Source organism: Streptomyces sp. ITFR-6 (assembly GCF_031844725.1).
In the GTDB taxonomy this organism is placed as follows: domain Bacteria; phylum Actinomycetota; class Actinomycetes; order Streptomycetales; family Streptomycetaceae; genus Streptomyces.
Genome location: NZ_CP134612.1, coordinates 4,545,069 through 4,565,693 on the forward strand (window position 1 = coordinate 4,545,069; position 20,625 = coordinate 4,565,693).

At 69.7% G+C, this 20,625-nt stretch carries 19 protein-coding genes, 1 tRNA gene and 1 pseudogene; 9 read left to right on the top strand and 12 right to left on the bottom strand.

Features of this window, described 5'->3' with window-relative positions; all coding sequences use genetic code 11:
* Window positions 1-2 precede the first annotated feature (2 nt).
* Together RLT59_RS20600 and RLT59_RS20605 are read right to left on the bottom strand one after the other, a co-directional pair.
* Window positions 3-194 (bottom strand): hypothetical protein, encoded by a 192-nt coding sequence (locus tag RLT59_RS20600; protein ID WP_311307801.1) that lies wholly within the window; start codon window positions 192-194, stop codon window positions 3-5.
* Between the two features lie 14 nt (window positions 195-208).
* On the bottom strand, window positions 209-1,057 hold the full coding sequence (locus RLT59_RS20605; RefSeq protein ID WP_053560574.1) for a helix-turn-helix domain-containing protein: 849 nt from the start codon (window positions 1,055-1,057) through the stop codon (window positions 209-211).
* A gap of 344 nt (window positions 1,058-1,401) precedes the next feature.
* Here RLT59_RS20605 and RLT59_RS20610 point away from each other — a divergent pair, with 344 nt between their 5' ends.
* The 3 genes from RLT59_RS20610 (at window position 1,402) to RLT59_RS20620 (ending at window position 5,277) form a co-directional block, all read left to right on the top strand.
* Entirely contained in the window at window positions 1,402-2,091 is a 690-nt protein-coding gene (locus RLT59_RS20610; RefSeq protein ID WP_311304748.1) for an ATP-binding protein, read from the top strand.
* 211 nt (window positions 2,092-2,302) lie between these two features.
* A complete protein-coding gene (locus tag RLT59_RS20615; protein ID WP_311304749.1) occupies window positions 2,303-4,747 on the top strand; it encodes an AAA family ATPase in 2,445 nt (814 codons plus the stop codon).
* Window positions 4,744-5,277 carry a hypothetical protein gene (locus RLT59_RS20620; RefSeq protein WP_311304750.1) on the top strand — a complete coding sequence of 178 codons (534 nt, stop codon included), beginning with the start codon at window positions 4,744-4,746 and terminating at the stop codon, window positions 5,275-5,277. The genes RLT59_RS20615 and RLT59_RS20620 overlap by 4 nt, the downstream gene beginning before the upstream one ends.
* 30 nt (window positions 5,278-5,307) lie before the next feature.
* Here the strand turns inward: RLT59_RS20620 and RLT59_RS20625 are convergent, their stop codons facing one another.
* Complete coding sequence (locus RLT59_RS20625; RefSeq protein WP_311304751.1) at window positions 5,308-5,799, bottom strand: hypothetical protein; 492 nt, start codon at window positions 5,797-5,799, stop codon at window positions 5,308-5,310.
* Between RLT59_RS20625 and RLT59_RS20630 the strand changes: the two genes are divergently transcribed.
* Entirely contained in the window at window positions 5,789-7,702 is a 1,914-nt protein-coding gene (locus RLT59_RS20630) for a DUF4357 domain-containing protein (RefSeq protein WP_311304752.1), read from the top strand. The two genes, RLT59_RS20625 and RLT59_RS20630, sit on opposite strands and share 11 nt — an antisense overlap.
* A complete protein-coding gene (locus RLT59_RS20635; protein ID WP_311304753.1) occupies window positions 7,699-8,988 on the top strand; it encodes an McrC family protein in 1,290 nt (429 codons plus the stop codon). The genes RLT59_RS20630 and RLT59_RS20635 overlap by 4 nt, the downstream gene beginning before the upstream one ends.
* Here RLT59_RS20635 and RLT59_RS20640 read toward each other — a convergent pair.
* The 6 genes and pseudogenes from RLT59_RS20640 to RLT59_RS20660 all read right to left on the bottom strand — a co-directional run bounded on the left by RLT59_RS20640 (window position 8,963) and on the right by RLT59_RS20660 (window position 13,369).
* Complete coding sequence (locus tag RLT59_RS20640; RefSeq protein ID WP_311304754.1) at window positions 8,963-10,621, bottom strand: N-6 DNA methylase; 1,659 nt, start codon at window positions 10,619-10,621, stop codon at window positions 8,963-8,965. The two genes, RLT59_RS20635 and RLT59_RS20640, sit on opposite strands and share 26 nt — an antisense overlap.
* Before the next feature lie 401 nt (window positions 10,622-11,022).
* Complete coding sequence (locus tag RLT59_RS39390) at window positions 11,023-11,253, bottom strand: DDE-type integrase/transposase/recombinase (RefSeq protein ID WP_399126937.1); 231 nt, start codon at window positions 11,251-11,253, stop codon at window positions 11,023-11,025.
* A 101-nt stretch (window positions 11,254-11,354) separates the two neighbouring features.
* A pseudogene (locus RLT59_RS39395) lies at window positions 11,355-11,651 on the bottom strand (IS3 family transposase); the annotation flags it as partial.
* 28 nt (window positions 11,652-11,679) lie between these two features.
* Window positions 11,680-11,946 carry a transposase gene (locus RLT59_RS20650; protein WP_311304756.1) on the bottom strand — a complete coding sequence of 89 codons (267 nt, stop codon included), beginning with the start codon at window positions 11,944-11,946 and terminating at the stop codon, window positions 11,680-11,682.
* A 236-nt stretch (window positions 11,947-12,182) separates the two neighbouring features.
* Window positions 12,183-12,256 (bottom strand) — tRNA-Pro (locus tag RLT59_RS20655).
* Window positions 12,257-12,427: 171 nt separating this feature from the next.
* Window positions 12,428-13,369, bottom strand: coding sequence for a metallophosphoesterase (locus RLT59_RS20660; protein WP_311304757.1), 942 nt, complete (start codon window positions 13,367-13,369; stop codon window positions 12,428-12,430).
* 79 nt (window positions 13,370-13,448) lie between these two features.
* On the opposite strand from RLT59_RS20660, the gene RLT59_RS20665 reads away from it, so the two are divergent.
* A complete protein-coding gene (locus RLT59_RS20665; protein WP_311304758.1) occupies window positions 13,449-13,913 on the top strand; it encodes a GatB/YqeY domain-containing protein in 465 nt (154 codons plus the stop codon).
* 197 nt (window positions 13,914-14,110) lie between these two features.
* Here the strand turns inward: RLT59_RS20665 and RLT59_RS20670 are convergent, their stop codons facing one another.
* Window positions 14,111-16,354, bottom strand: coding sequence for a transglycosylase domain-containing protein (locus tag RLT59_RS20670; RefSeq protein ID WP_311304759.1), 2,244 nt, complete (start codon window positions 16,352-16,354; stop codon window positions 14,111-14,113).
* A 397-nt stretch (window positions 16,355-16,751) separates the two neighbouring features.
* Between RLT59_RS20670 and RLT59_RS20675 the strand changes: the two genes are divergently transcribed.
* Window positions 16,752-17,102 (top strand): WhiB family transcriptional regulator, encoded by a 351-nt coding sequence (locus tag RLT59_RS20675; RefSeq protein ID WP_185092287.1) that lies wholly within the window; start codon window positions 16,752-16,754, stop codon window positions 17,100-17,102.
* 230 nt (window positions 17,103-17,332) lie between these two features.
* Here RLT59_RS20675 and RLT59_RS20680 read toward each other — a convergent pair whose 3' ends face one another.
* Together RLT59_RS20680 and RLT59_RS20685 are read right to left on the bottom strand one after the other, a co-directional pair.
* The gene (locus RLT59_RS20680; RefSeq protein WP_311304760.1) at window positions 17,333-18,826 is read right to left on the bottom strand and encodes an ATPase BagB; all 1,494 of its coding nucleotides are present in this window, start codon (window positions 18,824-18,826) and stop codon (window positions 17,333-17,335) included.
* Window positions 18,823-19,812 carry an ATPase BagA gene (locus tag RLT59_RS20685; RefSeq protein WP_311304761.1) on the bottom strand — a complete coding sequence of 330 codons (990 nt, stop codon included), beginning with the start codon at window positions 19,810-19,812 and terminating at the stop codon, window positions 18,823-18,825. Before RLT59_RS20685 ends, RLT59_RS20680 begins: the two co-directional genes overlap by 4 nt.
* 82 nt (window positions 19,813-19,894) lie before the next feature.
* Between RLT59_RS20685 and RLT59_RS20690 the strand changes: the two genes are divergently transcribed.
* Window positions 19,895-20,053, top strand: a complete 159-nt coding sequence (locus RLT59_RS20690; RefSeq protein ID WP_003991873.1) for a Sp36 family protein — start codon at window positions 19,895-19,897, stop codon at window positions 20,051-20,053.
* A complete protein-coding gene (locus tag RLT59_RS20695; protein ID WP_311304762.1) occupies window positions 20,053-20,523 on the top strand; it encodes a RidA family protein in 471 nt (156 codons plus the stop codon). The genes RLT59_RS20690 and RLT59_RS20695 overlap by 1 nt, the downstream gene beginning before the upstream one ends.
* Window positions 20,524-20,625: the final 102 nt, after the last annotated feature.

Here is a 20,625-nt window from a genome sequence, read left to right on the forward strand (position 1 = left end):
TGTTACAGCAGGTGATCGGCCTTGCCCGCCTTGATGTCCTGGATGAGCGCGCGCAGTGCCTCGCGGGTGTCCGTGAGGTAGGCGTCCTCCTGGCCGGCCACGGCGATGTACGCGTTGCCGTCTGCGTCGGTCCCTATGCGGAAGCAGTTCGAGCTTTCTGCGCAGTAGGGGGCCTCCCAGGCGATGTCCGGCACGTTGAAATCTCCCATCAAGCGTTCGCAAGGGTGAGTATGAAGTCCCGTGACTTGCCGGGGTCGAAGGACACCGTCTGCATCCAGTCCAGCTGCGCACGGTACTTGTCGAGCTGAGCGGGGGCGTGAGTGAACCCGGGGCCGTGCGCCGAATCGAGTTGGACCGTGTCCAGCTGGGGGACCACACCCGTCGCATACATGAGGGCTTGACCAGCGCCGGGAAACGCACCGGAGGAGAACGGCACGACTCTCACCTCCACGTTGCGGAGCTCGCTCATCTCGCACAAATGATGCAACTGGGCGCGCATGACCTTCATTCCGCCGAACTCGATTCGCAGGGCCGCCTCGTGGATGTAGGCGGTGTACGAGATCGGGGTGGGGCGGTGCAGGACCTGCTGCCGCTGCATGCGCATGGCGACCCGCAGTTCGATCTCATGCTCTGACAGGGGCGGCAGGGCTGCGCTGCCAACGGCTCTGACGTATCCGTCGGTCTGGAGGAGCCCTGGTGCGTGCAGGAAGGCTCCGGCTCGCACTGCTGATGCGTGCCACTCCATCTCGGTGATGTCGAGTAGCCCAGCTGGCAACTGACCTCGGTAGGTCTCCCACCAGTCTTTGGGGCGGGGCTTGGCCATGGCGACCAGCGCTTCGACGTACTGCTCGTCGTTGCAACCGTAGTTGGTGGCAAGGGTACGTACCCGCTCAGGGGTGACCGCCCGAACACCTGCTTCCATGTTCGAGATTTTCGCTCTGTCCAGCCCGAGTAGCCGAGCGGCGTAGTCGGTGCTCTCGCCCGCGTCGTTCCGCATTCTTCGCAGCTCAGCCCCGAGACGTTTCTGGCGCTCGCTGGGGACACTCCGTGGTGGCATGCCGTGATTCTCCCCGGCCCGAACCGTGTGTGGTGCACCGGGCGGTTGCGGCAGGTGGCAAAGTCCTTGAGTGGGTGGCAATTGCCACCGTACTGCCCTACCTTAAGTCACGCGACGCTCACGCAAGGCGAACGAGAAGAGCATCGCGCGAGCCTGCCCGCGTCCTCCTGCCCTGGGAGGGGTGCGCTCGCGCCAGGGAGACGGGCCACTGCCTCGCTGCGTCGTCGAACCGTTCCGACCTGACTCGACCCGCCCCGTACCGCATCGGGGCCGTATCTCCGTAGTCGCATCACCTCGTCAACGACGCGTTCGCGTCCCGGCGTTCACAGCCGAATGGAGTCGCCATGTCCGAAAGTCTGCCCACGGTGCCCGCGAAGCCCCCCGCCACCCTCTCTGCCGATTCCCTCCCCGTCCGGCCCGCGCCCCGCACGTCCGCGCCCCGCCCGAACGGTGAACTCCCCCTGGAGACAGGGGGCTCCGCCCTGCCCGCCTACGCCTTCGGCTCCCCGTACGCCCTCCAGGTCGCGTCCCGGATCACGCAGTGCCCGCCGCCCCCGCCGGACCTCCGGGACCCCGCTGCGTCCCCCTTCGTCTACGGGTTGACGCTGCCTTCGGCCGCCGCGACTCCGCTGATCGCGCACGAGACGGCGGACGCGGTGCTCGACGTGCATGAGGTCGAGGACGAGCTGGTCGAGCCGGCTCTTGAGCTGGTACATGAACTGGCCGTCCACGCATGCCGGTTCACCGGAGCCGGGGAAATGATCCACCTCGTGCTGCGTCGCTCCGACGGCGTCCTCCAGGTGGTCGCGCACGACACCCACGCCCCGCACCTCAACTCGCGCCTGGCGCGGCAGTGCGCCGAGCGCCGCCGGGTGTCGCTCACGGCGGTACGGGAGTTGGCGGAGGGGCGGGGCGGCGAGTGCGGGTTCGCCGCCGCACATCCGCCCGCGACAGGTGTCTGCACCTGGGCGTCGATCGGTGCCGGCCTGACCGGCGCGTCGGACCCGGGAGGTGCCCAGGGGGAGGCTGCCTGACGGTGTGCGGCTACCGGGCGCTCGCGCCGTGGGCGCCCGGAGTGGGCTGCGGGGTGGTGGAGTCGGGCGGATGTTCCATGGACGTAATCGTGAGCGATAGTGCAGCCGGTAAATGTCCGTTGACAGCGCCAACGTGTGTACGTGATGATTCTGGAGTGAACGGTCCGGCGATCCTGCTGCGACCGCCGACCACTCCCGTGAGGAACACGTCATGCACCACGACAAGACCCCCCTGCGCCAGCTGATCGCCGAGCGCATCGACAGCGCGGAGCTGTCCGGGCTGTCCCCCGAGGCCGCCGCCCTGCTGCGCGACACGCTCCCGGCCCCGGCTCCGGAGGAGGCGGGCCGGGCCGGTCCCGTCTACCTCCGGTCGATCGCGGCGGCCGGCTGGCGGGGCGTCGGCCCCGAGACGAGGCTCGACCTCCCGTACGGCCCCGGCCTCACCGTGGTCACGGGCGGCAACGGCACCGGGAAGTCGAGCCTCGCGGAGGCCGCCGAGATCGCGCTCACCGGATTCAACGCGCGCTGGGACGGCAGCAACGGCGGGAAGCGGCGCGCGGTGACGTGGCGGAAGGGGTGGCGCAACCTGCACGAGGCCACAGCTCCCCAGGTCTCCGTGAGCCTCACCCTGGACGCCGCCGCCGAGCCGGTCACGGTTCGCCGGACCTGGTACGGAAAGGAGGTCGAGGAGGCGCGCACGACGGTGGTCCGGGAGGACGGCACCGAGCTGAAGCTGGACGAGTGCGTGAACGCCGACATGCTCGACGTCTACCGGCCGTTCCTGCCCTACAGCGAGCTGGGCTCGATGGTGGACGGCACGATGAGCGATCTGTACCGCAAGATCTCCACGTTCATCGGGCTCGGCCGGCTCGGCGAGATGGACATCCGTCTCGCGGCCCGGGTCAAGGAGTACGAGGACATCGAGGCGAGGCCCCGCCCGCTGAGGGCTGCGGCGGTCGAGGCGTTGACCGGTCTGGACGACCCGCGTGCCGTCGACGCGATGGCGGCTCTCGGCGGGCGCGTCCCCGATGTCGACGCCGTACGGGCCTTGCTCGACCAGGACGCGGTCGCCGACCAGGGCGAAGCGGCCCGCCTCCGGGCGCGCGCCTCCCTGACCGGACCCGACGAGACGGAAGTGGCGGGGGCGCTGGTCCGGCTCAGGGAGGCCATCGCGGCCTTCGAGGACGTACGGCACTCCGACGCGGAGGACGCGCGCCGTCTGGCCGCCCTGCTGGAGGCGGCCTTCGAGCAGCGTCGCCGGTCGGGGAGTCCGCACTGCCCGGTCTGTGGCACCGAGGACCGTCTCGACCAGGCGTGGGCCGAGGCTACCCGGGCCGAGATCGAACGGCTCCAGGCGGAGGCGGCTGAGGCCGATGCCGTACGCCGTACTCTCAGCGGCGCCAAGCGCGCCGTGCACGATGTGGTGCAGCCCGTTCCCGACCTGCTGCGGACGGAGGATTCCGAACTGGCGGAGCTGTGGCGCGAGTGGTCGCTCTGTCGGAGCCTCACGGACCCCGCCGAACTGGCCGAGTGCGTCGGACGCCTCGCGCCGAGGCTGGCGGCCGGCTGCCGTCAGTCCGGGGAGGAGGCCGCGCGTCGGCTGACCGACCGCGACACCGCCTGGCGGCCCGTGGCCGTGCGGCTCGCGGAGTGGGTCGAGGCGGCCGAGAAGGCGGCGGACGCGACCGGGCTGCGCAAGACGGCCGAAGCGGCCCGCAAGTGGTTCAGGAAGCTGACGGACGAGCTGCGGGACGACCGGATGCGGCGCTTCGACGCGCACGCCCAGGAGGTGTGGACGAAGCTCTGCGAGAGCAGCAGTGTCTCCCTCGGCCGCGTCAAGCTCAAGGGGACGGCGAAGACGGGCGGAGTGGAGCTCGACGTCTCGGTCGACGACCACGAGGCTGCGGCGTACAGCGTGATGAGCCAGGGCGAACTGCACTCGCTCGCCCTGTCGTTGTTCATCCCCCGGGCCACGCACGAGGCCAGCCCGTTCGGCTTCCTCGTCATCGACGACCCGGTGCAGTCGATGGACACCCAGAAGGTGGAGGGACTGGCCACCGTCCTCAGCGAGTGCGCCCGGCACCGCCAGGTCGTCGTCTTCACCCACGACACCCGCCTCGAACAGGCCATCACCCACCTCGGGATCGAGGCGACGGTCCACCGCATCTCCCGCGAGGAGAAGTCGCGGGTGACCGTCCAGCGGACGAGGGACCCCTTCCAGCAGGCGCTCGGCGAGGCCAAGGATGTCTCCAAGGACCCGTCCGTGCCCCGCAGCGTGGCCGACCGGGTCATCCCGGCGATGTGCCGCGCCGCGCTGGAGGCCGCCTGCGTGGAGACCGCCCGCCGCTCCGTGCGGGACGAGCGGGGGAACCGCCTCAGCCTCGCGGAGTTCGAGAAGCGGGTACCCGCACAGGCGCGGACCAGGGAGTACGTGGCCTTCGCGCTGCTGGGGGACCCCAAGGGCGACGCCCGTGCGGCCGTAGAGCGCCTGCAGCCCGGAGGCGGGGCGCTGATCCGCGAGCTGAACAGCGGTGCGCACGGGGACCTGGCGACCGTCACGGAACGTGGGAGGCTGGTGGAGCGTACGGAAGAGCTGGCCGAGGCCGTCCTGAGCTTCGGCCGGGGCACCGTCGGCCCGCAGGGCGGTGCCCGATGACGGACGACACCGCGCGGGCGGACGTGAACGCCGCCCGGTCCCTCCTGCGCCCCGCCGCCGGCACGATGACCTCGCTCGGCCCCGCAGTGCGGGCCCGTGCCGCGGCCCTGCTGCTGCGCCAGGCCCTCGAACACGGCCTGGACGACTTCTGGCAGGGCGTGACCCCGGACATGACGCACGTGCGGAAGCACGGCATCCTGTGCCTGGGTCCGTACACCGGCCGGGAGACCGCCAGGCGTTGCTACCTCACCTGGTCCGCGCTCAGCACGGCCTGCCACTACCGGGTGCACGAACTGCCCCCGGCGCCGACGGAGATCCAGAGCCGCCTGCTGGAGGTGGAGGCCCTGCTGGACATGCTGGACAGGGGCCCGACGGTCCCGTACGCCGTGCCGTCCCCGCTTTCGGCCCCGGAGGACGCGGCGGGGTCGTCCGCCACCCCCGTGACACCCCCGGCGGCGGTCCGTTCCGTTCCGAAGCCCGGCCCGCCGCCGGGACGGCGGGCCGCGCTTCCGCCCGCTGTCGGCCCGTGAGCATCCGTGACGTGGTGCCGTCCGCACGCCTCACGGTCGTCGGCGGACGGCGCTCCTCACGACCGTACGGGCATCCGCAGGACCGGCTTCGGCAGCCACCCGATGCGCCTCAGCGTCGGCACGACCCGGCTGAGCAGGAAGAAGACGGTTGGCCAGCGGCGCGGGCATCTCCGGCACCACGGCGGGCTGGTAGAGGACGAGATCGCGTTCGCCGTTCTCCCACCGGGTGTCGTGGACCGCGAGATCCGGGCGGCCCTCCAGCTTCACCTTCCACACGGCCGCCGTACCTCCGTACCGCTCACCGGAACAGGTGGCCGCGACGCCTTTCGGCACCAGGCCGTCCCGGCGCAGAACGAACTGATCCATGATGGCCATGACGACCACGCCCCTCCCCTGTGAGGTGGCGCACACCGCGCCCCCCTGTGTGGAGATCATGCGATGAACCAGTAAGAAAAGAACGGCTGTGGGAAAAGGTGGCGATGCGGTTTTCACCCCGAACGGGAAGAGGACGATGAGCAGCACGGGGGAAGTTCTGAACAGCCCGGACAGGACGTCCGAGTTCCTGCTCCGGCTGCCCGGCGCGGGCGATGTCGACCGCGCCCGGGGCGTACTGCTGGATGCCGTCGGGACCAACGGGAGCCGGAAGTTCCGCATCCTGGCCGGCTCACCCGCACGAGACCGTGAGATGCCGTCCTTCAAGAAGCACTTCAGCGCCACGGCCAGGATGCGCGCACGGCTGAAGCAGCGGGGTGTACTGCGCCCGTCCACGCGGTGGCCCGGCTGGCTGGAGGCGGCCGAGGACATCGACTGCGGCTCACCCTCCTTCGCGGCCGGTGTCCTGGTGGGGTCACCGCGCAACGGGTGGATCGACTGGAAGACCGAGGACGACGTGCCGCTCTCGGACTTCATGGAGGGCGTCTGGTCCGGCCCCGCCCGGTCCTGGCTGATACGCGGCAACAACGTCTCCGGTACCGACCTCGTCCAGCAACTCTGGCTGCCCGAGGGACGCGTCTCCCTCGCCGCCCCCCGGCTGCGGCAGGGGGTCGGCCAGGGCGTCAGCAAGGAACGGCTGCGCGCCATGGTCGAGGAGGACTGGGGCACCACCGCCACGTACAGCCAGAAACTCGAACTGGTCGAGGAGCTGCATGCCTTCCTGTCCCGGATGAAGCCCGGAGACACCGTGTGCACCTTCTCCGGCGGGCGGTTCTACGTCGGGCAGATCTCCGGGTCGGCCGAGCAGACGGCGTCCGAGAACAGCCTGTCGAACCTCCGGCGGCCCGCGGAGTGGCAGAGCACCGGCCACCCCTACGACACCCTGCCGGAGGAGATCCAGCAGCGGCTCGCAGCCCAGCACGATGTCGTGGACCTGACGGCGGTGCAGGCGCACATCGACGGGCTCGGCCGCTCCGACGAGGAGCTGGAGGACGAGGCCGTCGAGTCGGAGAGCGGCCCCGGCGGCACGACACCCGCTCTCGCCGCCCGCCGCGAGCTGGAACTGCCCGTCCCGGACCAGGCCCTTGCCGACGAACTCTTGACCCACGACGTGGACTGGCTCCAGGAGGTCCGCGAACTGATCCGGGACGAGAAGCAGTTGATCCTGTACGGGCCGCCGGGCACGGGCAAGACGTACACCGCCATCAAGCTGGCCGAATACCTCAGCGGCGGGGCCGAGCGCGTCAAGCTCGTCCAGTTCCACCCGTCCTACTCCTACGAGGACTTCTTCGAGGGCTTCCGGCCCCGCGAGCACCCGAAGACGGGCGAGGTCGCCTTCCGGCTCACCCCCGGCCCGCTGCGCGACCTGGCCGACCTGGCCACCCGCGAGGGCAGCCACCACATCCCGCACTTCCTGATCATCGACGAGATCAACCGGGCCAACCTGGCCAAGGTCTTCGGCGAGCTGTACTTCCTCCTGGAGTACCGCAACAGGTCGGTGCGGCTCACCTACTCCGGCGACGACTTCCCCCTCCCGCCCAACCTGTTCGTCATCGGCACGATGAACACCGCCGACCGTTCGATCGCCCTGGTCGACGCCGCCATGCGCCGCCGCTTCGCCTTCGTCGAACTGTCACCCCGCACCGAACCGACCCGCGGCCTGTTGCGGCGCTGGCTGCAGCGGGAAGGGCTCGGCAGCCGCGCGGCGGACCTCCTGGACGCCCTCAACGCACGCATCGACGACGAGGACTTCCTCATCGGTCCCTCGTACTTGATGAAGGAGAGCGTGCACCGGGAAGGCGGCCTGGACCGGACCTGGCGGACCAAGATCCTGCCGCTCCTGGAGGAGCACCACTACGGGGAGTCCCTCGACATCGCGAAGCGGTACGGACTCGACGCCCTGTCCCGCTCCCTCGGCGACGGCGACGGCGGGGGAGGAGGCGGATCGGGAGCGGACGGCGGCGACGGCGGCACGGGCGCGGCGGCTCCGTGACGACCGTCGAGCTGGACGAGCACGGGGCCGCCGTCAGCGTGCCGCTCCCCGACGAGGTGGGCCGGGCGCTCGCCGCCGCCCGCATCGTGGAGGCGGCACCGGACCCGTACCGCCCCGGCGCCTGGCGGCTGCGGGCCGGAGGCAAGGTCGGAGCGGTGGCCCTGAAGGCGGCGGGGCGGGAACCCGTGATCCTGCGCATCGCGCCCAAGGTGCCGGTGCGCAGGCTGTTCTTCCTCATCGGCTACGCCGCCGACCCCCGGGTCCACCGGGACGGTGAGGTGGACGTGAGCGAACACGAGGAGATCGTTCCGGCACTGGCCCAGGGGTTCGAGCGGGCCCTCGAACGCGCGCTGCGCCAAGGAGTACTCCAGGGCTACCGTCACACCGAGGAGGCATCACCCGTCGTCCGTGGGCGCGTCCGGGAGGCCGACCAGGTCAACCGCCACCACGGGCGGGCCTTCCCCGTCGAGATCGCCTACGACGACTACGGCACCGACATCGCGGAGAACCGCCTCCTGAGGGGCGCGGTGGAGCGGCTGCTCCCCTTGCATCGCGTCCCGGGCGACGTACGCCGCCGACTCCGCCACCACCGGGCCCGCCTGCTGGACGCCGAACCGCTGGGGCGAGGAATGCGGGACCTGCCGCAGTGGCAGCCCAGCCGGCTCAACCACCGCTACCTGCCCGCGCTGAGGCTGGCCGAGACGATCCTGCGCGGGGCGTCGGTGGAGCACGGCACGGGCGGAGCCTCGGTCGACGGGTACCTCATCGACACACACAAGATCTTCGAGGACTTCGTCTGCGTCGCTCTGCGTGAGGCACTGGCGCGGTACGGCGGACGCACGGCCCTCCAGGCCCGCGGGGTGTACCTGGACGACGCCGGGGAGATCAGCATGCGCCCCGACCTGGTCTGGTACGGCGAGGACGGGACTCCTCGGGCCGTGGCGGACGCCAAGTACAAGGCGGAGAAGCCGGAAGGATTCCCGGACGCCGACCTCTACCAGATGCTCGCCTACTGCACGGCGCTCGGTCTCCGGGAGGGCCACCTGGTCTACGCGCGGGGGTACGAGCCGACCGTGACGCACCGGGTACGCCACTCCCCAATCCGCATCCACCAGCACGCGCTGACCCTGGACCGCCCCCCGGGAGAGCTGCTCGCCGAGATCGCCGCCCTCGCCCGCGCGATGATCTGTGGCACGTCCGGCACCGCGTCCGGAGCCACGTCCGGCATTGCTGCGGGGACGGACACCGGCGACGTCGCCGTCAGGCGGAATCCTCGGGAGGCGTGAGCGCCCCGCTGGTGAGACCGTCACGGGCGAGCGCGCCCGCCTGCTCCGTGAGCCGGGCGACCTCGGCCACGTACTCCTCGAACTCCCGCAGTGCGCGGAAGGCGGCACCGTAGCGGCGCTGCTCCTCCACGGCCATCCGCGGCACGCGCGCTCCCTTCGCGTCGAGGCGGAAGGAGCCGCTGCCGCTGGTCGAGCGGCGGTTGTTGGACGCGCTGCGCAGGAACCCCCGCAGATAGTCGGTGTCCAACTGGTCGCTCGTCGAACGGGGTTCGCCGTCGGCCAGTTCGACGAGCCCGGCGCGGGAGAGGTCGGCCATGCTGACGGTCGCGCCGTCCAGCGTTCCCGGCCCCTCGCCCGCCGAGAGCGCGGGCAGCAGCGCGTTCAACCGCTCCAGCCGTTCCTCGATCCGCTGCCGGAGAGCGCGGTACTCGGCCGGCAGATCCTCGCGCGCCGCGTCCACATGGGCACTCGGGGTGAGGTCGACGGCGTCGTTGAGCAGATCGATGAGGGGTACGTCGACGGCTTGCCCAGCCGCCGGTTCCATCGGACCGTCAGGCGAGTTGGAGGTCAGATCCACCATGCGCACGGACTGCGAGCCACCGGACGCGCCGGCCGGGCGGCGCAGTATCCACAGATGGACGGGTTGTGCGTGGGAAACCACCATCCCGGGTGGCAGGGCCACGACATCCGTGAGGATGCCCCGGCGCACCATCTCCGCCCGGATACGGCGTCCGGCCTTCCGGTAGGCCACGGAGGCCGGCATGACGGCGACGACCCTGCCGCCGGGCGCAGTGTGCGCGTAGCAGTGCTGGAGCCAGGCAAGGTCCCCCTCCGCCTTCGAGGGCGTGCCCAGCTCCCACCGGGAGTCGAGGAGCAGTTCCTCCCGGCCCCAGTCCGGACCGGCGGTCGGGGGGTCGCACAGGACCAGGTCCGCATGGAGGTCCGGCCAGTGGTCGTGTCGCAGGGAGTCCCCTGTCTCGATCACGGTGTCCTGCTGCCCGGCCAGCTCGGCCCGTGCCCCTGCCAGCCCGGCCGCCGCCGGATCGATGTCCTGGCCGCGTCGTATCGGCCCTTCGGCGGGCCCGACGGACAGGAGAAGCGTCCCGATGCCGCATGCGGGGTCGAGGACGACGGAGCCACCGGACACCGGACCCGCGAAGTGACTGACCGCCTTGACCAGGCGCGACGAAGTGACCTGGTCGGAGCCGACGCGTCGTGAGGAGTCGCGGAACCGCCCCACCAGCTGCTCGACGACCTGGGCCGGCGATTCCTGGTCGGCCAGCCGGGTGGCCAGGCCGACCAGGGTCTCGTCCAGCCCGTCGGCGTCGCCACGGGCCAGCATCCGGGCGACGCCGGCGACCCCCGTGATGATGTCGTCGCCGAAGGCGCCACGTAGCGCTTGCCAGAGGCGGACGTCGTCCGAGACGTCGGTGCCCTTCTGCTGCTGGGCGAGCCAGGAACGGACCTCGGAGAGAGAGAAGAGCGGAGTGCTCGCCCCGGCATCGGCAGGGGCGGGAAAGTCGTTGTACCGCCGTCGCCAATTGGAGACGGCGGCCCGGGTCACCCCCGCCAGCCTGGCGATCTCTGCTCCGGTGATCAGTGATTCGGAAGCCGCAGGAGCCGATTCCTTCATGACCTCATCGTACACGCAGGCGCACTCAAACCGACACCTGTCACGTTGACGACGTCAACAAAACAAAGGGTGGGTCCTCGCCGGTGTATTGAATTCATCGCGCCGACATCGGCCAAGTGAAGTTTCCCCGTGATCTTGGACACTCGATGGTCATGCCGCGAGGGTGTGCCGCTGCCGGGTCTCGGCCGGGGTGAGGCAGCCGAAGATCTTGTGTCCGCGTAGACGGCGGCGGTTGTAGAACGTCTCGATGAAGTCGAAGACGTCGGCACGGGCGGTGATCCGGTCGGGCCGGACACGGGTGCCGACTCTTCTCTGAGCAGGGCCCAGAAACTCTCTGCGGCGGCGTTGTCGAAGCGGGATCCGGTGCGTCCGCAGCTCTGGCGAAGTCCCAACTCCCGTAATCAAGCACGAAATCGGGTCGAGGTGTATTCGCTGCCGCGGTCGCTGCGGATCACGCAGCCGGGTTGCAGTCCGCCGCGGCCGCAGGCCATGTCGAGTGCGTCGACGACGGGTTCGGCGCGGTGGTTGTCGGCCATCGAGCAGCCGACGGCCTCGCGGGTGGCCAGGTCCAGCCGGCAGGCGAGGTAGAGCCGGCCCTCGGCGGTGGGCAGGTAGGTGATGTCGCCGACCAGTACGGTTCCGGGCGTATCGGCGTGAAGTCGCGGCCGATCGGGTCCGGGGCCGGCTTCGCCTTCTTGTCCGGCCGGGTCAGTGAGCGGTGCTCGCGGCGGGTGACGCCACGGATGTCGCGCTCGCGCATCACGCGGGCTACACGCTTGCGGTTCACCGGCCGCCCGAGGCGACGCAGCTCGGCGTGGACGCTCGGGACACCGTAGGTACGGTGGGAGGCGAGGTGCGGCACGGTGATTTCGTGCGCGAGTGCGTCGTCGGCGGCCTGGCGCCTGCGACGGGCGGCTACGCCCTCGCGCCAGGCGTAGCAGGAGGAGCGGGCCACATGCGGGACCCGGCACAGCAGGCGGATCGGGCAGTTCGCCTTCTCCGCATGGATGAACCGGTACAACTCGCTCACCCATCGTTCTCCTTCACGAAGAAGGCGGTCATTTTTTCAGGATCTCGATCGTCTGCCGCTGTTCGCGGTTCTCCTTGCGCAGCCGGCGCAGTTCGTCGCGTTCGGCGTTGGTCAGCTCGCCCGGGGCGCCCTCGCCCCGGTCGGCTTTGGCCCGGCGGTACCAACCGCGCAAGGGCTCCGAGCTGATGCCCAGCTCCCGGGCGACCGCGGTGACCGTCTCACCCGAGGAGTCGACGAGCGCGATCGCGTCCCGCTTGAACTCCTCGGTGTACCGCTTCGTGTAATCGCTTCCCACCTGGTGCTATTTCCTCTGTAACCTCAAGTCCCAGTTTCCAGGTGTCCACGATCGAGGGGAAGCTTCAAGGGGGAACTGTCCCCAGTGACGGTAGTGGCGGGCTCTGGCAACGGGGGCGCCGATACGGGAGCCGGAATCCGAAGTCGGCTCTTAAACGGCTCCCCAGGCGCCTCCGGAAACCACTCAGGGGCCTGATCCACAAAGTGGATCAGGCCCCTGACCTGGTCTTACGGCTGTCGGGGTGGCGGGATTTGAACCCACGACCTCTTCGTCCCGAACGAAGCGCGCTGCCAAGCTGCGCTACACCCCGATCGCCGCCAGTGTCCCGGCGACATCGATTACTTTAGCCCACCTGCGGCCGGAGACGAAATCCGGTTTTTATCCCGATCGAGTTGTGGGTGAGGGGTACCGGGGTGGGGTAGGTCTGTTGGGGTACGCGCGAGGGCCGGAGGGGGAAGGTGAGCGGGGGATGCGCGAGGGGTTACACGTCCCGGGCCGTCAGGGTCAGCAGTGTCGCCTCGGGAGGGCAGGCGAAGCGGACCGGGGTGTAGCGGTTGGTGCCGCAGCCGGCCGAGACGTGGAGGTAGGCGCGGTTGCCGTCCACCGAGTGGGAGGAGAGGCCCTTCACGCGGTCCGTGTCCAGGTCGCAGTTGGTGACCAGGGCTCCGTAGAAGGGGATGCAGAGCTGGCCGCCGTGGGTGTGGCCGGCCAGGATCAGCGGGTAGCCGTCCGAGGTGAAGGCGTCCAGGGAGCGCAGGTAGGGGGCGTGGACCACGCCGATGGAGAGGTCGGCGCCCGTCTCCGGGCCGCCCGAGACCTCCGCGTAGCGGTCGCGCTTGATGTGCGGGTCGTCGAGGCCGGTGAAGGCGAGCTCCAGGCCGTCGAGCTTGAGGCGGCCGCGGGTGTTGGAGAGGTTCAGCCAGCCCGCCTCGTCGAAGGCGTCCCGCATGGGTTCCCACGGGTTGTGGACGACGTTGACCGCCGGGGCGTTCCCGTTGAGACCGTGCTTGCCCGCGGTCTTCTCGAAGAGGTAGCGGACGGGGTTGCGGAGCTTGGGCCCGTAGTAGTCGTTGGAGCCGAAGACGTACACGCCCGGGAGCTCCATCAGCGGGCCCAGTGCGTCCAGCAGCTCCGGTACCGCCTCCGGGTCGGAGAGGTTGTCGCCGGTGTTCACGACGAAGTCCGGCCGCAGGCCCGCGAGTGACTGCAGCCAGGCGCGCTTCTTCCGCTGGCCGCTCACCATGTGGACGTCGGAGATCTGCAGCACGCGCAACGGACGTGCTCCGTGCGGGAGTACGGGGACGGTGACCCTTCGCAGGCGGAACGAGCGGGCCTCGAATCCGGCTGCGTAGGCGAGACCGGCGGCGCCGGCCGCGGCGGTGACCGCCGCGATTTTCAGGGGTACTCCGTAGCGTGCGCGCATGCGCCCATCGTCGCAGACGGTTCGTGTCCACGGGAAAACCGGCGGGCGGCGGGCGCCCCGCACCTGCCACAATCACCACATGACCACGCTCAAGTCCAAGCTCAAGGAAGACCTCACCACGGCCATGAAGGCGCGCGACGAGCTGACCTCGTCCACGCTCCGACTGACCCTCACCGCGATCACCAAGGAGGAGGTCAGCGGCAAGTCGGCCCGCGAACTCTCCGACGACGAGGTGCAGAAGGTGATCGCCAGGGAGGCGAAGAAGCGTCGCGAGGCGGCCGAGGCCTTCTCGCAGGGCGGCCGGACCGAGCAGGCCGAGCGGGAGAAGAAGGAGGGCGAGCTGCTCGACGCCTACCTCCCGCAGCAGCTGAGCGACGAAGAGCTGGCCGCGATCGTGGCGTCCGCCGTCGATGAGGCGAAGGCCGGCGGCGCCGAGGGGCCGCGTGCGATGGGCGCCGTCATGAAGATCGTGAACCCGAAGGTCGCGGGGCGTGCGGAGGGCGGCCGGGTGGCCGCTCAGGTCAAGAAGCTCCTCGCGGGCTGAGACCGGGCCTCGGGAGTCACCCGGGCGGCCGGGCCCGGCCGCCCGGGTGGCGCTGTGGGGTCTGCGGAGTCTGTGGGGCCAGTGCGTCCAGCGGTCCCGTTGCCGGTCGCGGTGTTCTGGACATGAAGGTGGGGCGCCCCCGGCCCGGGGGCGCCCCACCTTCATGTCCAGAACACCGCGACCGCTACTGCGGCAGGTCAGGGACCTTGCGTGCCGTTGTTGCCCTGGCCGCGGCCGTGGCCGTTGTTGCCGCCGATCAGGTCCGGCGGAATGCTGATGCCGGGGAAGGGGCTGTCGCCGCCGGGCTTGTCGTCGCCGTCGCCCGGCTTCTTCTTGTCGTTGTCCTTCTTGCCCTTGTCTTCCTTCGGCTTCGCCCGTGGTACGTCCACCGCGTTGAAGGCCGGCGTCTCGGAGGCGTTCAGGGAGCCGGTCATCGCGGTCTTCCAGATCGGACCGGGCAGACAGCCACCGCAGACGTCGTCGTAGTACTGACCGCCGATGGTGATGTTGCTCATCGGGATCTGCTTGGCACCGTCACTGCCGACCCACACCGCCGTGGACAGGTTCGGCGTGTAGCCGACGAACCAGGCGTTCTTGCGCTCGTCGGTGGTACCGGTCTTGCCCGCGTTGTCACGGTCACTGAGACCGGCCTGCTGCCCGGTGCCGTCCGCCACGACGCCCTTGAGCATCTGGTTGATGGTGTCCGCGGTGTGCTCGCTCATGGCCTGCGTGCACTTCGACTTCGGTACGCCGATCTGCTTTCCGTCCGGCTTCGTCACCGAGAGGATCGCGATGGGGGAGCAGTACTTGCCGCGGTTGGCGAAGGTGGCGTACACCGAGGCCATCGCCAGCGGCGTCGACTCCTGGCCACCGAGGGTGGTGGAGGCGACGGGCTGCAGCGGCTTGTTGTTGCCGCGGATGTAGCCGACCTTGTCCGCCATCGAGAGGGTCTCGCAGAGACCGGCCTTCTGCTCCAGCTTCGCGAAGTAGGTGTTGATCGACTTGCCCAGCGCGCTGGTCATGTCGAAGGTGCCCTTCTCCGTCTCCAGCTCGTTCGACACCTCCCAGGGGCGGTTGTCGGCAGGCCGGTTGTCGCAGGTCCGGAAGCTCTCGCCGGGCAGCGAGATCTGGTGGTCGGAGGTGAAGTCCTGCGCCGGACTGATCCCCTTCTCCAGGGCCGCCGCCGCGGTGATCGGCTTGAAGGTCGAACCGACCTGGAAGCCGGCGTAGCTGCCGCCCATCTTGTGGTCGACGTTCAGGTTCAGCACGGTCTGGTGCTTGGACTGGTCCAGTCCGTACGGGCGGGACTGGGCCATCGCCGTGATCTGGCCCGTACCCGGCTTCACCTGCACGACCGCGTCAGCGATCTTGTCGTCCTTGTTGACCCGGGAGGTCGCGGCCTCGTTGGAGGCGGCCTGCGAGCGCGGGTCGAGCGTCGTCTTGATCGTGAGACCGCCGGTCGCCCAGAGCTTGGCGCGGTCCTTCGCGGTCTTCCCGAAGGCGGGATCGCCCGTGACGATCTGCCGTACGTAGTCGCAGAAGAAGCCGGAGCCGCTGACCGCGGTGATGCAGCCGTTCTGCGGCCGCTTGACCTTCAGCTTGATCGGCGTCGCCTGAGCCTTGGCGGCCTCGGCCTTCGAGATGTCCCCGACATCCGCCATCCGCTGGAGCACGGTGTTGCGACGCTTGGTCGCCTCCTCCGTGTCGTTCACGGGGTCGTAGCGGCTGGGCGACTGCACGATGCCGGCCAGCAGCGCCGCCTCCTCCACCTTCAGGTCCTTCGCCGACTTCGAGAAGTAGCGCTGCGAGGCCGCCTCGACCCCGTACGCCTGCTGTCCGAAGAACGTGATGTTGAGGTAGTTCTCCAGGATCTTCTTCTTGCCGAGCTCTTCCTCGACCTGGATCGCGTACTTCAGCTCCTGGACCTTGCGGCCGAGCGTCTGCTGGGTGGCCTCGGCGACCTTGGCCGGGTCGTCGCCCGCCTCCTCGACGAAGACGTTCTTCACGTACTGCTGGGTGAGGGTCGACGCGCCCTGCGCGGTCCCGCCCGACTGAACGTTTCGGTTCATCGCGCGCAGGATGCCCTTGAGGTCGACCGCGCCGTGCTCGTAGAAGCGGGCGTCCTCGATCGCGATGATCGCCTTCTGCATGTACGGCGAGATGTCCTTCAGCGGCACAACGGTGCGGTCGCGGGAGTAGACCGTGGCGATCTGGCCGCCCTTGTTGTCCAGAATGGTGGTTCGCTGCATCAGCGGCGGCGTCTTCAGATTGGCCGGGATCTCGTCGAACCCGTCGACCGTCCCCTTGGCGGCGAGACCCAGTGCTCCGGCGGCCGGCAGCGCGATGCCCGCCAGGACCACTCCGGAGAGTGCGGCGACACCGAGGAACTTGGCGGCCTGCTGGGTCGTCGTGAGACCCCCGCCCGAGCGCTTCTTTGGCATGGGGGCAGCCTACGTTCTCATTCGCCGGACACACGTATATGCCTTGGCCTAAGCTGCTCTCAACTGTCACAGCAGTCCGGTTTCGTATCAACCCCCCTGCATGACCCTGTGGATGGCCCGACCACGATTCAGGCGCTCCCGAAAACGCCTCGTGTGTCATCGAACGTCCGTTGTGTCTCAGATGGTCTGTCCCGATTCTCTCGGGATAGTCGCGGATGTCCTCACCTCACTCCCCTGGGTGATCTGCCGCATACGCATAGTCCGTTCGGGCCATTCAAGATTGGGCCCGAAGGGGGTGTTGTGCTGTCGCCACCTTCCGTAACGTCCTCAACTGGCAGCGGTGAATATGCCGCTGTCGCCGTGGGGGAGCCTCGATTCGGGAGAGGACGGCGCCGGGATGGGCTGGGTAACCGACTGGAGTGCGCAGGCAGCCTGCCGCACTACCGATCCGGATGAACTGTTCGTACAAGGGGCAGCGCAGAACAGGGCCAAGGCGGTGTGCACCGGATGTCCGGTGCGGACCGAGTGCCTGGCCGATGCGCTGGACAATCGCGTCGAGTTCGGCGTGTGGGGCGGGATGACCGAGCGGGAGCGCCGCGCACTGCTGCGCAGGCGTCCGACCGTCACGTCCTGGCGCCGGCTGCTGGAGACCGCACGCAGTGAGTACGAGCGGTCCACGGGCATCCTGCCCGTGGCGATCGGGCTGGAGGACGACGAGCTGCACGAGACGCTCGCCGCCGTGGGGTAACCCCGGGACGGCGGGTGAGCGGTCCGGCCCCGCGGTGCGGACCACGTGGTGCGGGCGGGGTCCCTGACGTGCACTTCGGACGACGTGGACTTCGGACGAGGTGGAGTGGGGGACGACGTCTCGTACGGCCGACGTCCACAGCTACGGCCGACGTCTACTACGGATGCCGACGTCTACTACGGATGACGTGTGCTTCGGATACCGACGCGCACGGCGGATTTACGAGGTGGCTAGGCAGCCCCGGCCGGCGCGGAACCGGTCGCGAGCCGGTCCCCGATGGCTCGCAGCCCTGCGAGGTCATGCACATCTCCGGGCAGCGCGGCCACCGCCGTCACGGCCACCTCGGGATGCTGCGCGGTGAAACGGTCGCGTGTGTGCTGTTCGCGCGCGACCACCTGCATCCTTTCGGCGTGCAGACGCAGCAGACCGGCGGTCAGCTGCTCGACGGAGACAGCCGGGGCAGCGGAGGTATCCGCGTCTGCGTCTGCGTCTCTGTCTGCGTCTCTGTCTGCGCCGGCCTTCGGTGTGGCCTCTGGTACGTCGGCGGGCTCGTGCTCATGGTTGTGCTCGTGTTCGTGTTCGTGCTCCGAGGCGTGCTCGGACAGGTCGGGGGTGACGGCTCCAGTGGTGTCTGTGGTCTGTGCGATCCCGGCCGCGGGGGAGTCGGCGGGCTCACGAAGTCCAGCCTTCCCGGCCCCCTGATCCACAATGCCGGCCGCATCAAGATTTTCTGCGGCGGCCAGCGCCTGCCCGGCCGAGAGCCGGGCGGCCTCACTGTCGTGCACCCGGTTGAGGACCAGTCCCGCCAGCGGCATGTCCTCCGCGGCCAGCCGCTCCACGAAGTACGCCGCCTCGCGGAGCGCGTCCCGCTCCGGCGTCGCGACGACGAGGAACGCCGTGCCGGGTGCCTGGAGCAGCTTGAACGTGGCATCGGCGCGGGTGCGGAACCCGCCGAACATGGTGTCCATCGCGGCGACGAAGGTCTGTACGTCCCTCAGGAACTGGCCACCGAGCAGCTTCCCGAGTGTCCCGGTCATCATCGACATGCCCACATTGAGGAACTTCATCCCGGCCCGGCCGCCCATTTTGGCCGGGGCCATCAGCAGCTTGATGAACTTCCCGTCCAGGAACGAGCCGAGCCGCTTCGGCGCGTCCAGGAAATCAAGCGCGGAACGCGACGGCGGGGTGTCGACGACGATCAGGTCCCACTCCTCGCGCGCCCTGAGCTGACCGAGCTTCTCCATAGCCATGTACTCCTGCGTGCCCGCGAAGCCGGCCGACAGGGACTGGTAGAAGGGGTTCTCCAGGATCGCGCGGGCCCGCTCACCGTCCGCGTGCGCCTCGACGATCTCGTCGAAGGTCCGCTTCATGTCGAGCATCATGGCGTGCAGTTCGCCGGAGCCCCGGGTCTCGATGCCCTTCACCTGGCGGGGGACGTTGTCCAGCGAGTCGATGCCCATGGACTGGGCGAGCCTGCGGGCCGGGTCGATGGTGAGGACGACGACCTTGCGGCCGCGCTCGGCCGCGCGTACGCCGAGCGCCGCGGCGGTCGTGGTCTTGCCGACACCGCCCGAGCCGCAGCACACGATGATCCGGATGTCCGGGTCGTCGAGGAGGGCGTCGGTGTCCAGGGCGGGGGCGGTCGCCGCCGAGGGACCGGCGTGGTTGCCGCCGCCGCCGCCGTCGCGGTCGCTGCTCGCGTCGTGGTTCCTGTCCGATGTCATGAACCCACTCCTTGTCCCGCCGCCCCTTCGCCCACGCCTTGCTTACGGAGCTCCGTCGCGAGCTCGTACAGTCCGGCCGGGTCCACACCCTCACCGATCAGCGGGAGTTCGTACCCCGGAAGTCCGAGGCCTGCCAGCACCGCGCGCTGTTCACGCTCCAGCTCGACCCGCTGGGCGTGCTCGGCGGCCTGCGCGAGCAGCGGGCGCACGAGGGCCGCGGAGCCGGTCACGCCGGCCCGGGTGAGCGTTTTGGCGATCTCCTTGCGGCGGCCGCCCGCGGCGGTGCGCAGCGCGTCCTCGTCCAGCAGATGCGGGCGCACCATGTTCACGATGACCCGGCCCACCGGCAGCTCGGCCGCCCGGAGCTCGGTGATGCCGTCGGCGGTCTCCTGGACCGGCATCTCCTCCAGGAGGGTCACCAGATGGACCGCGGTCTCGGGCGACTTCAGCACCCTCATCACGGCCTGCGCCTGATTGTGTATCGGGCCTATCCGGGCCAGCCCCGCCACCTCGTCGTTCACGTTGAGGAAGCGGGTGATGCGGCCGGTCGGCGGCGCGTCCATGATCACGTAGTCGTAGACGAACCGGTTCTGCTTGTCCTTGCGGCGCACCGCCTCGCAGGCCTTGCCGGTCAGCAGGACGTCCCGGACGCCGGGCGCGATCGTGGTGGCGAAGTCGATCGCGCCGAGCTTCTTGAGCGCCCGGCCCGCGCTGCCGAGCTTGTAGAACATCTGGAGGTAGTCGAGGAGGGCGCGCTCGGCGTCGATCGCGAGGGCGTACACCTCCCCGCCGCCCGGTGCGACGGCGATCTTGCGTTCCTCGTAGGGGAGGGAGTCCGCCTCGAAGAGCTGGGCGATGCCCTGTCTGCCCTCGACCTCGACGAGGAGGGTGCGCTTGCCCTCGGTCGCGAGGGCAAGCGCGAGGGCGGCGGCGACCGTGGTCTTACCGGTACCGCCCTTGCCGCTGACGACCTGGAACCTGCTCACGTATTCGAGCCTAACCAGTCGTACCGCAGGCTACGCACGAGGCTGCGCGTCTCGTGGATTGCACAGGCATTACAGTCGGGCCATGACCAAGTGGGAATACGCGACCGTGCCCCTTCTCGTGCACGCGACCAAGCAGATTCTGGACACCTGGGGCGAGGACGGCTGGGAGCTGGTCCAGGTCGTTCCCGGCCCGAACAACCCCGAGCAGCTCGTGGCCTACCTGAAGCGGGAGAAGCAGTAGTGGCGGGCGTCGTCGAGGCGAAGCTCATCGAGCTCGGACTGCCCCTGCCGGCCGTCGTGCCGCCGCTGGCCTCGTACCAGCCGGCCGTGCAGTCCGGGGTGTACGTGTACACCTCGGGCCAGCTGCCGATGGTGGACGGCAAGCTCGCCGTCACCGGCAAGGTCGGCGCGGAGGTCACGCCCGACGAGGCCAAGGAGCTGGCGAAGACCTGCGCCCTCAACGCGCTCGCCGCGGTGAAGTCGGTCGCGGGCGACCTGGACCGGATCGCGCGTGTCGTGAAGGTCGTCGGCTTCGTCGCCTCGGCCACCGACTTCACCGGCCAGCCCGCCGTGATCAACGGTGCGAGTGAACTGCTCGGTGCCGTTCTCGGAGACAAGGGCGTGCACGCGCGCAGCGCCGTGGGCGTCGCGGTGCTGCCGCTGGACGCACCGGTCGAGGTCGAGATCCAGGTCGAACTGACCGGGGTCTGAGCCGGTCCCCTCCCGACGCTGACGTCGCCGGCTGCGCCGACGTAGCCGACTTCCTCCGATCCCGTCCGGTCACGACGACCGGGCGGGATCTTCTGTGTGCGG

Excerpts from the sequence above, each read along its gene's own strand:
- RLT59_RS20605 (WP_053560574.1), bottom strand. The coding sequence starts at position 1,057 with ATGCCACCACGGAGTGTCCCCAGCGAGCGCCAGAAACGTCTCGGGGCT.
- RLT59_RS20610 (WP_311304748.1), top strand. The coding sequence starts at position 1,402 with ATGTCCGAAAGTCTGCCCACGGTGCCCGCGAAGCCCCCCGCCACCCTC.
- RLT59_RS20615 (WP_311304749.1), top strand. The coding sequence starts at position 2,303 with ATGCACCACGACAAGACCCCCCTGCGCCAGCTGATCGCCGAGCGCATC.
- RLT59_RS20620 (WP_311304750.1), top strand. The coding sequence starts at position 4,744 with ATGACGGACGACACCGCGCGGGCGGACGTGAACGCCGCCCGGTCCCTC.
- RLT59_RS20630 (WP_311304752.1), top strand. The coding sequence starts at position 5,789 with ATGAGCAGCACGGGGGAAGTTCTGAACAGCCCGGACAGGACGTCCGAG.
- RLT59_RS20640 (WP_311304754.1), bottom strand. The coding sequence starts at position 10,621 with ATGAAGGAATCGGCTCCTGCGGCTTCCGAATCACTGATCACCGGAGCA.
- RLT59_RS20660 (WP_311304757.1), bottom strand. The coding sequence starts at position 13,369 with ATGCGCGCACGCTACGGAGTACCCCTGAAAATCGCGGCGGTCACCGCC.
- RLT59_RS20665 (WP_311304758.1), top strand. The coding sequence starts at position 13,449 with ATGACCACGCTCAAGTCCAAGCTCAAGGAAGACCTCACCACGGCCATG.
- RLT59_RS20670 (WP_311304759.1), bottom strand. The coding sequence starts at position 16,354 with ATGCCAAAGAAGCGCTCGGGCGGGGGTCTCACGACGACCCAGCAGGCC.
- RLT59_RS20675 (WP_185092287.1), top strand. The coding sequence starts at position 16,752 with ATGGGCTGGGTAACCGACTGGAGTGCGCAGGCAGCCTGCCGCACTACC.
- RLT59_RS20680 (WP_311304760.1), bottom strand. The coding sequence starts at position 18,826 with ATGACATCGGACAGGAACCACGACGCGAGCAGCGACCGCGACGGCGGC.
- RLT59_RS20690 (WP_003991873.1), top strand. The coding sequence starts at position 19,895 with ATGACCAAGTGGGAATACGCGACCGTGCCCCTTCTCGTGCACGCGACC.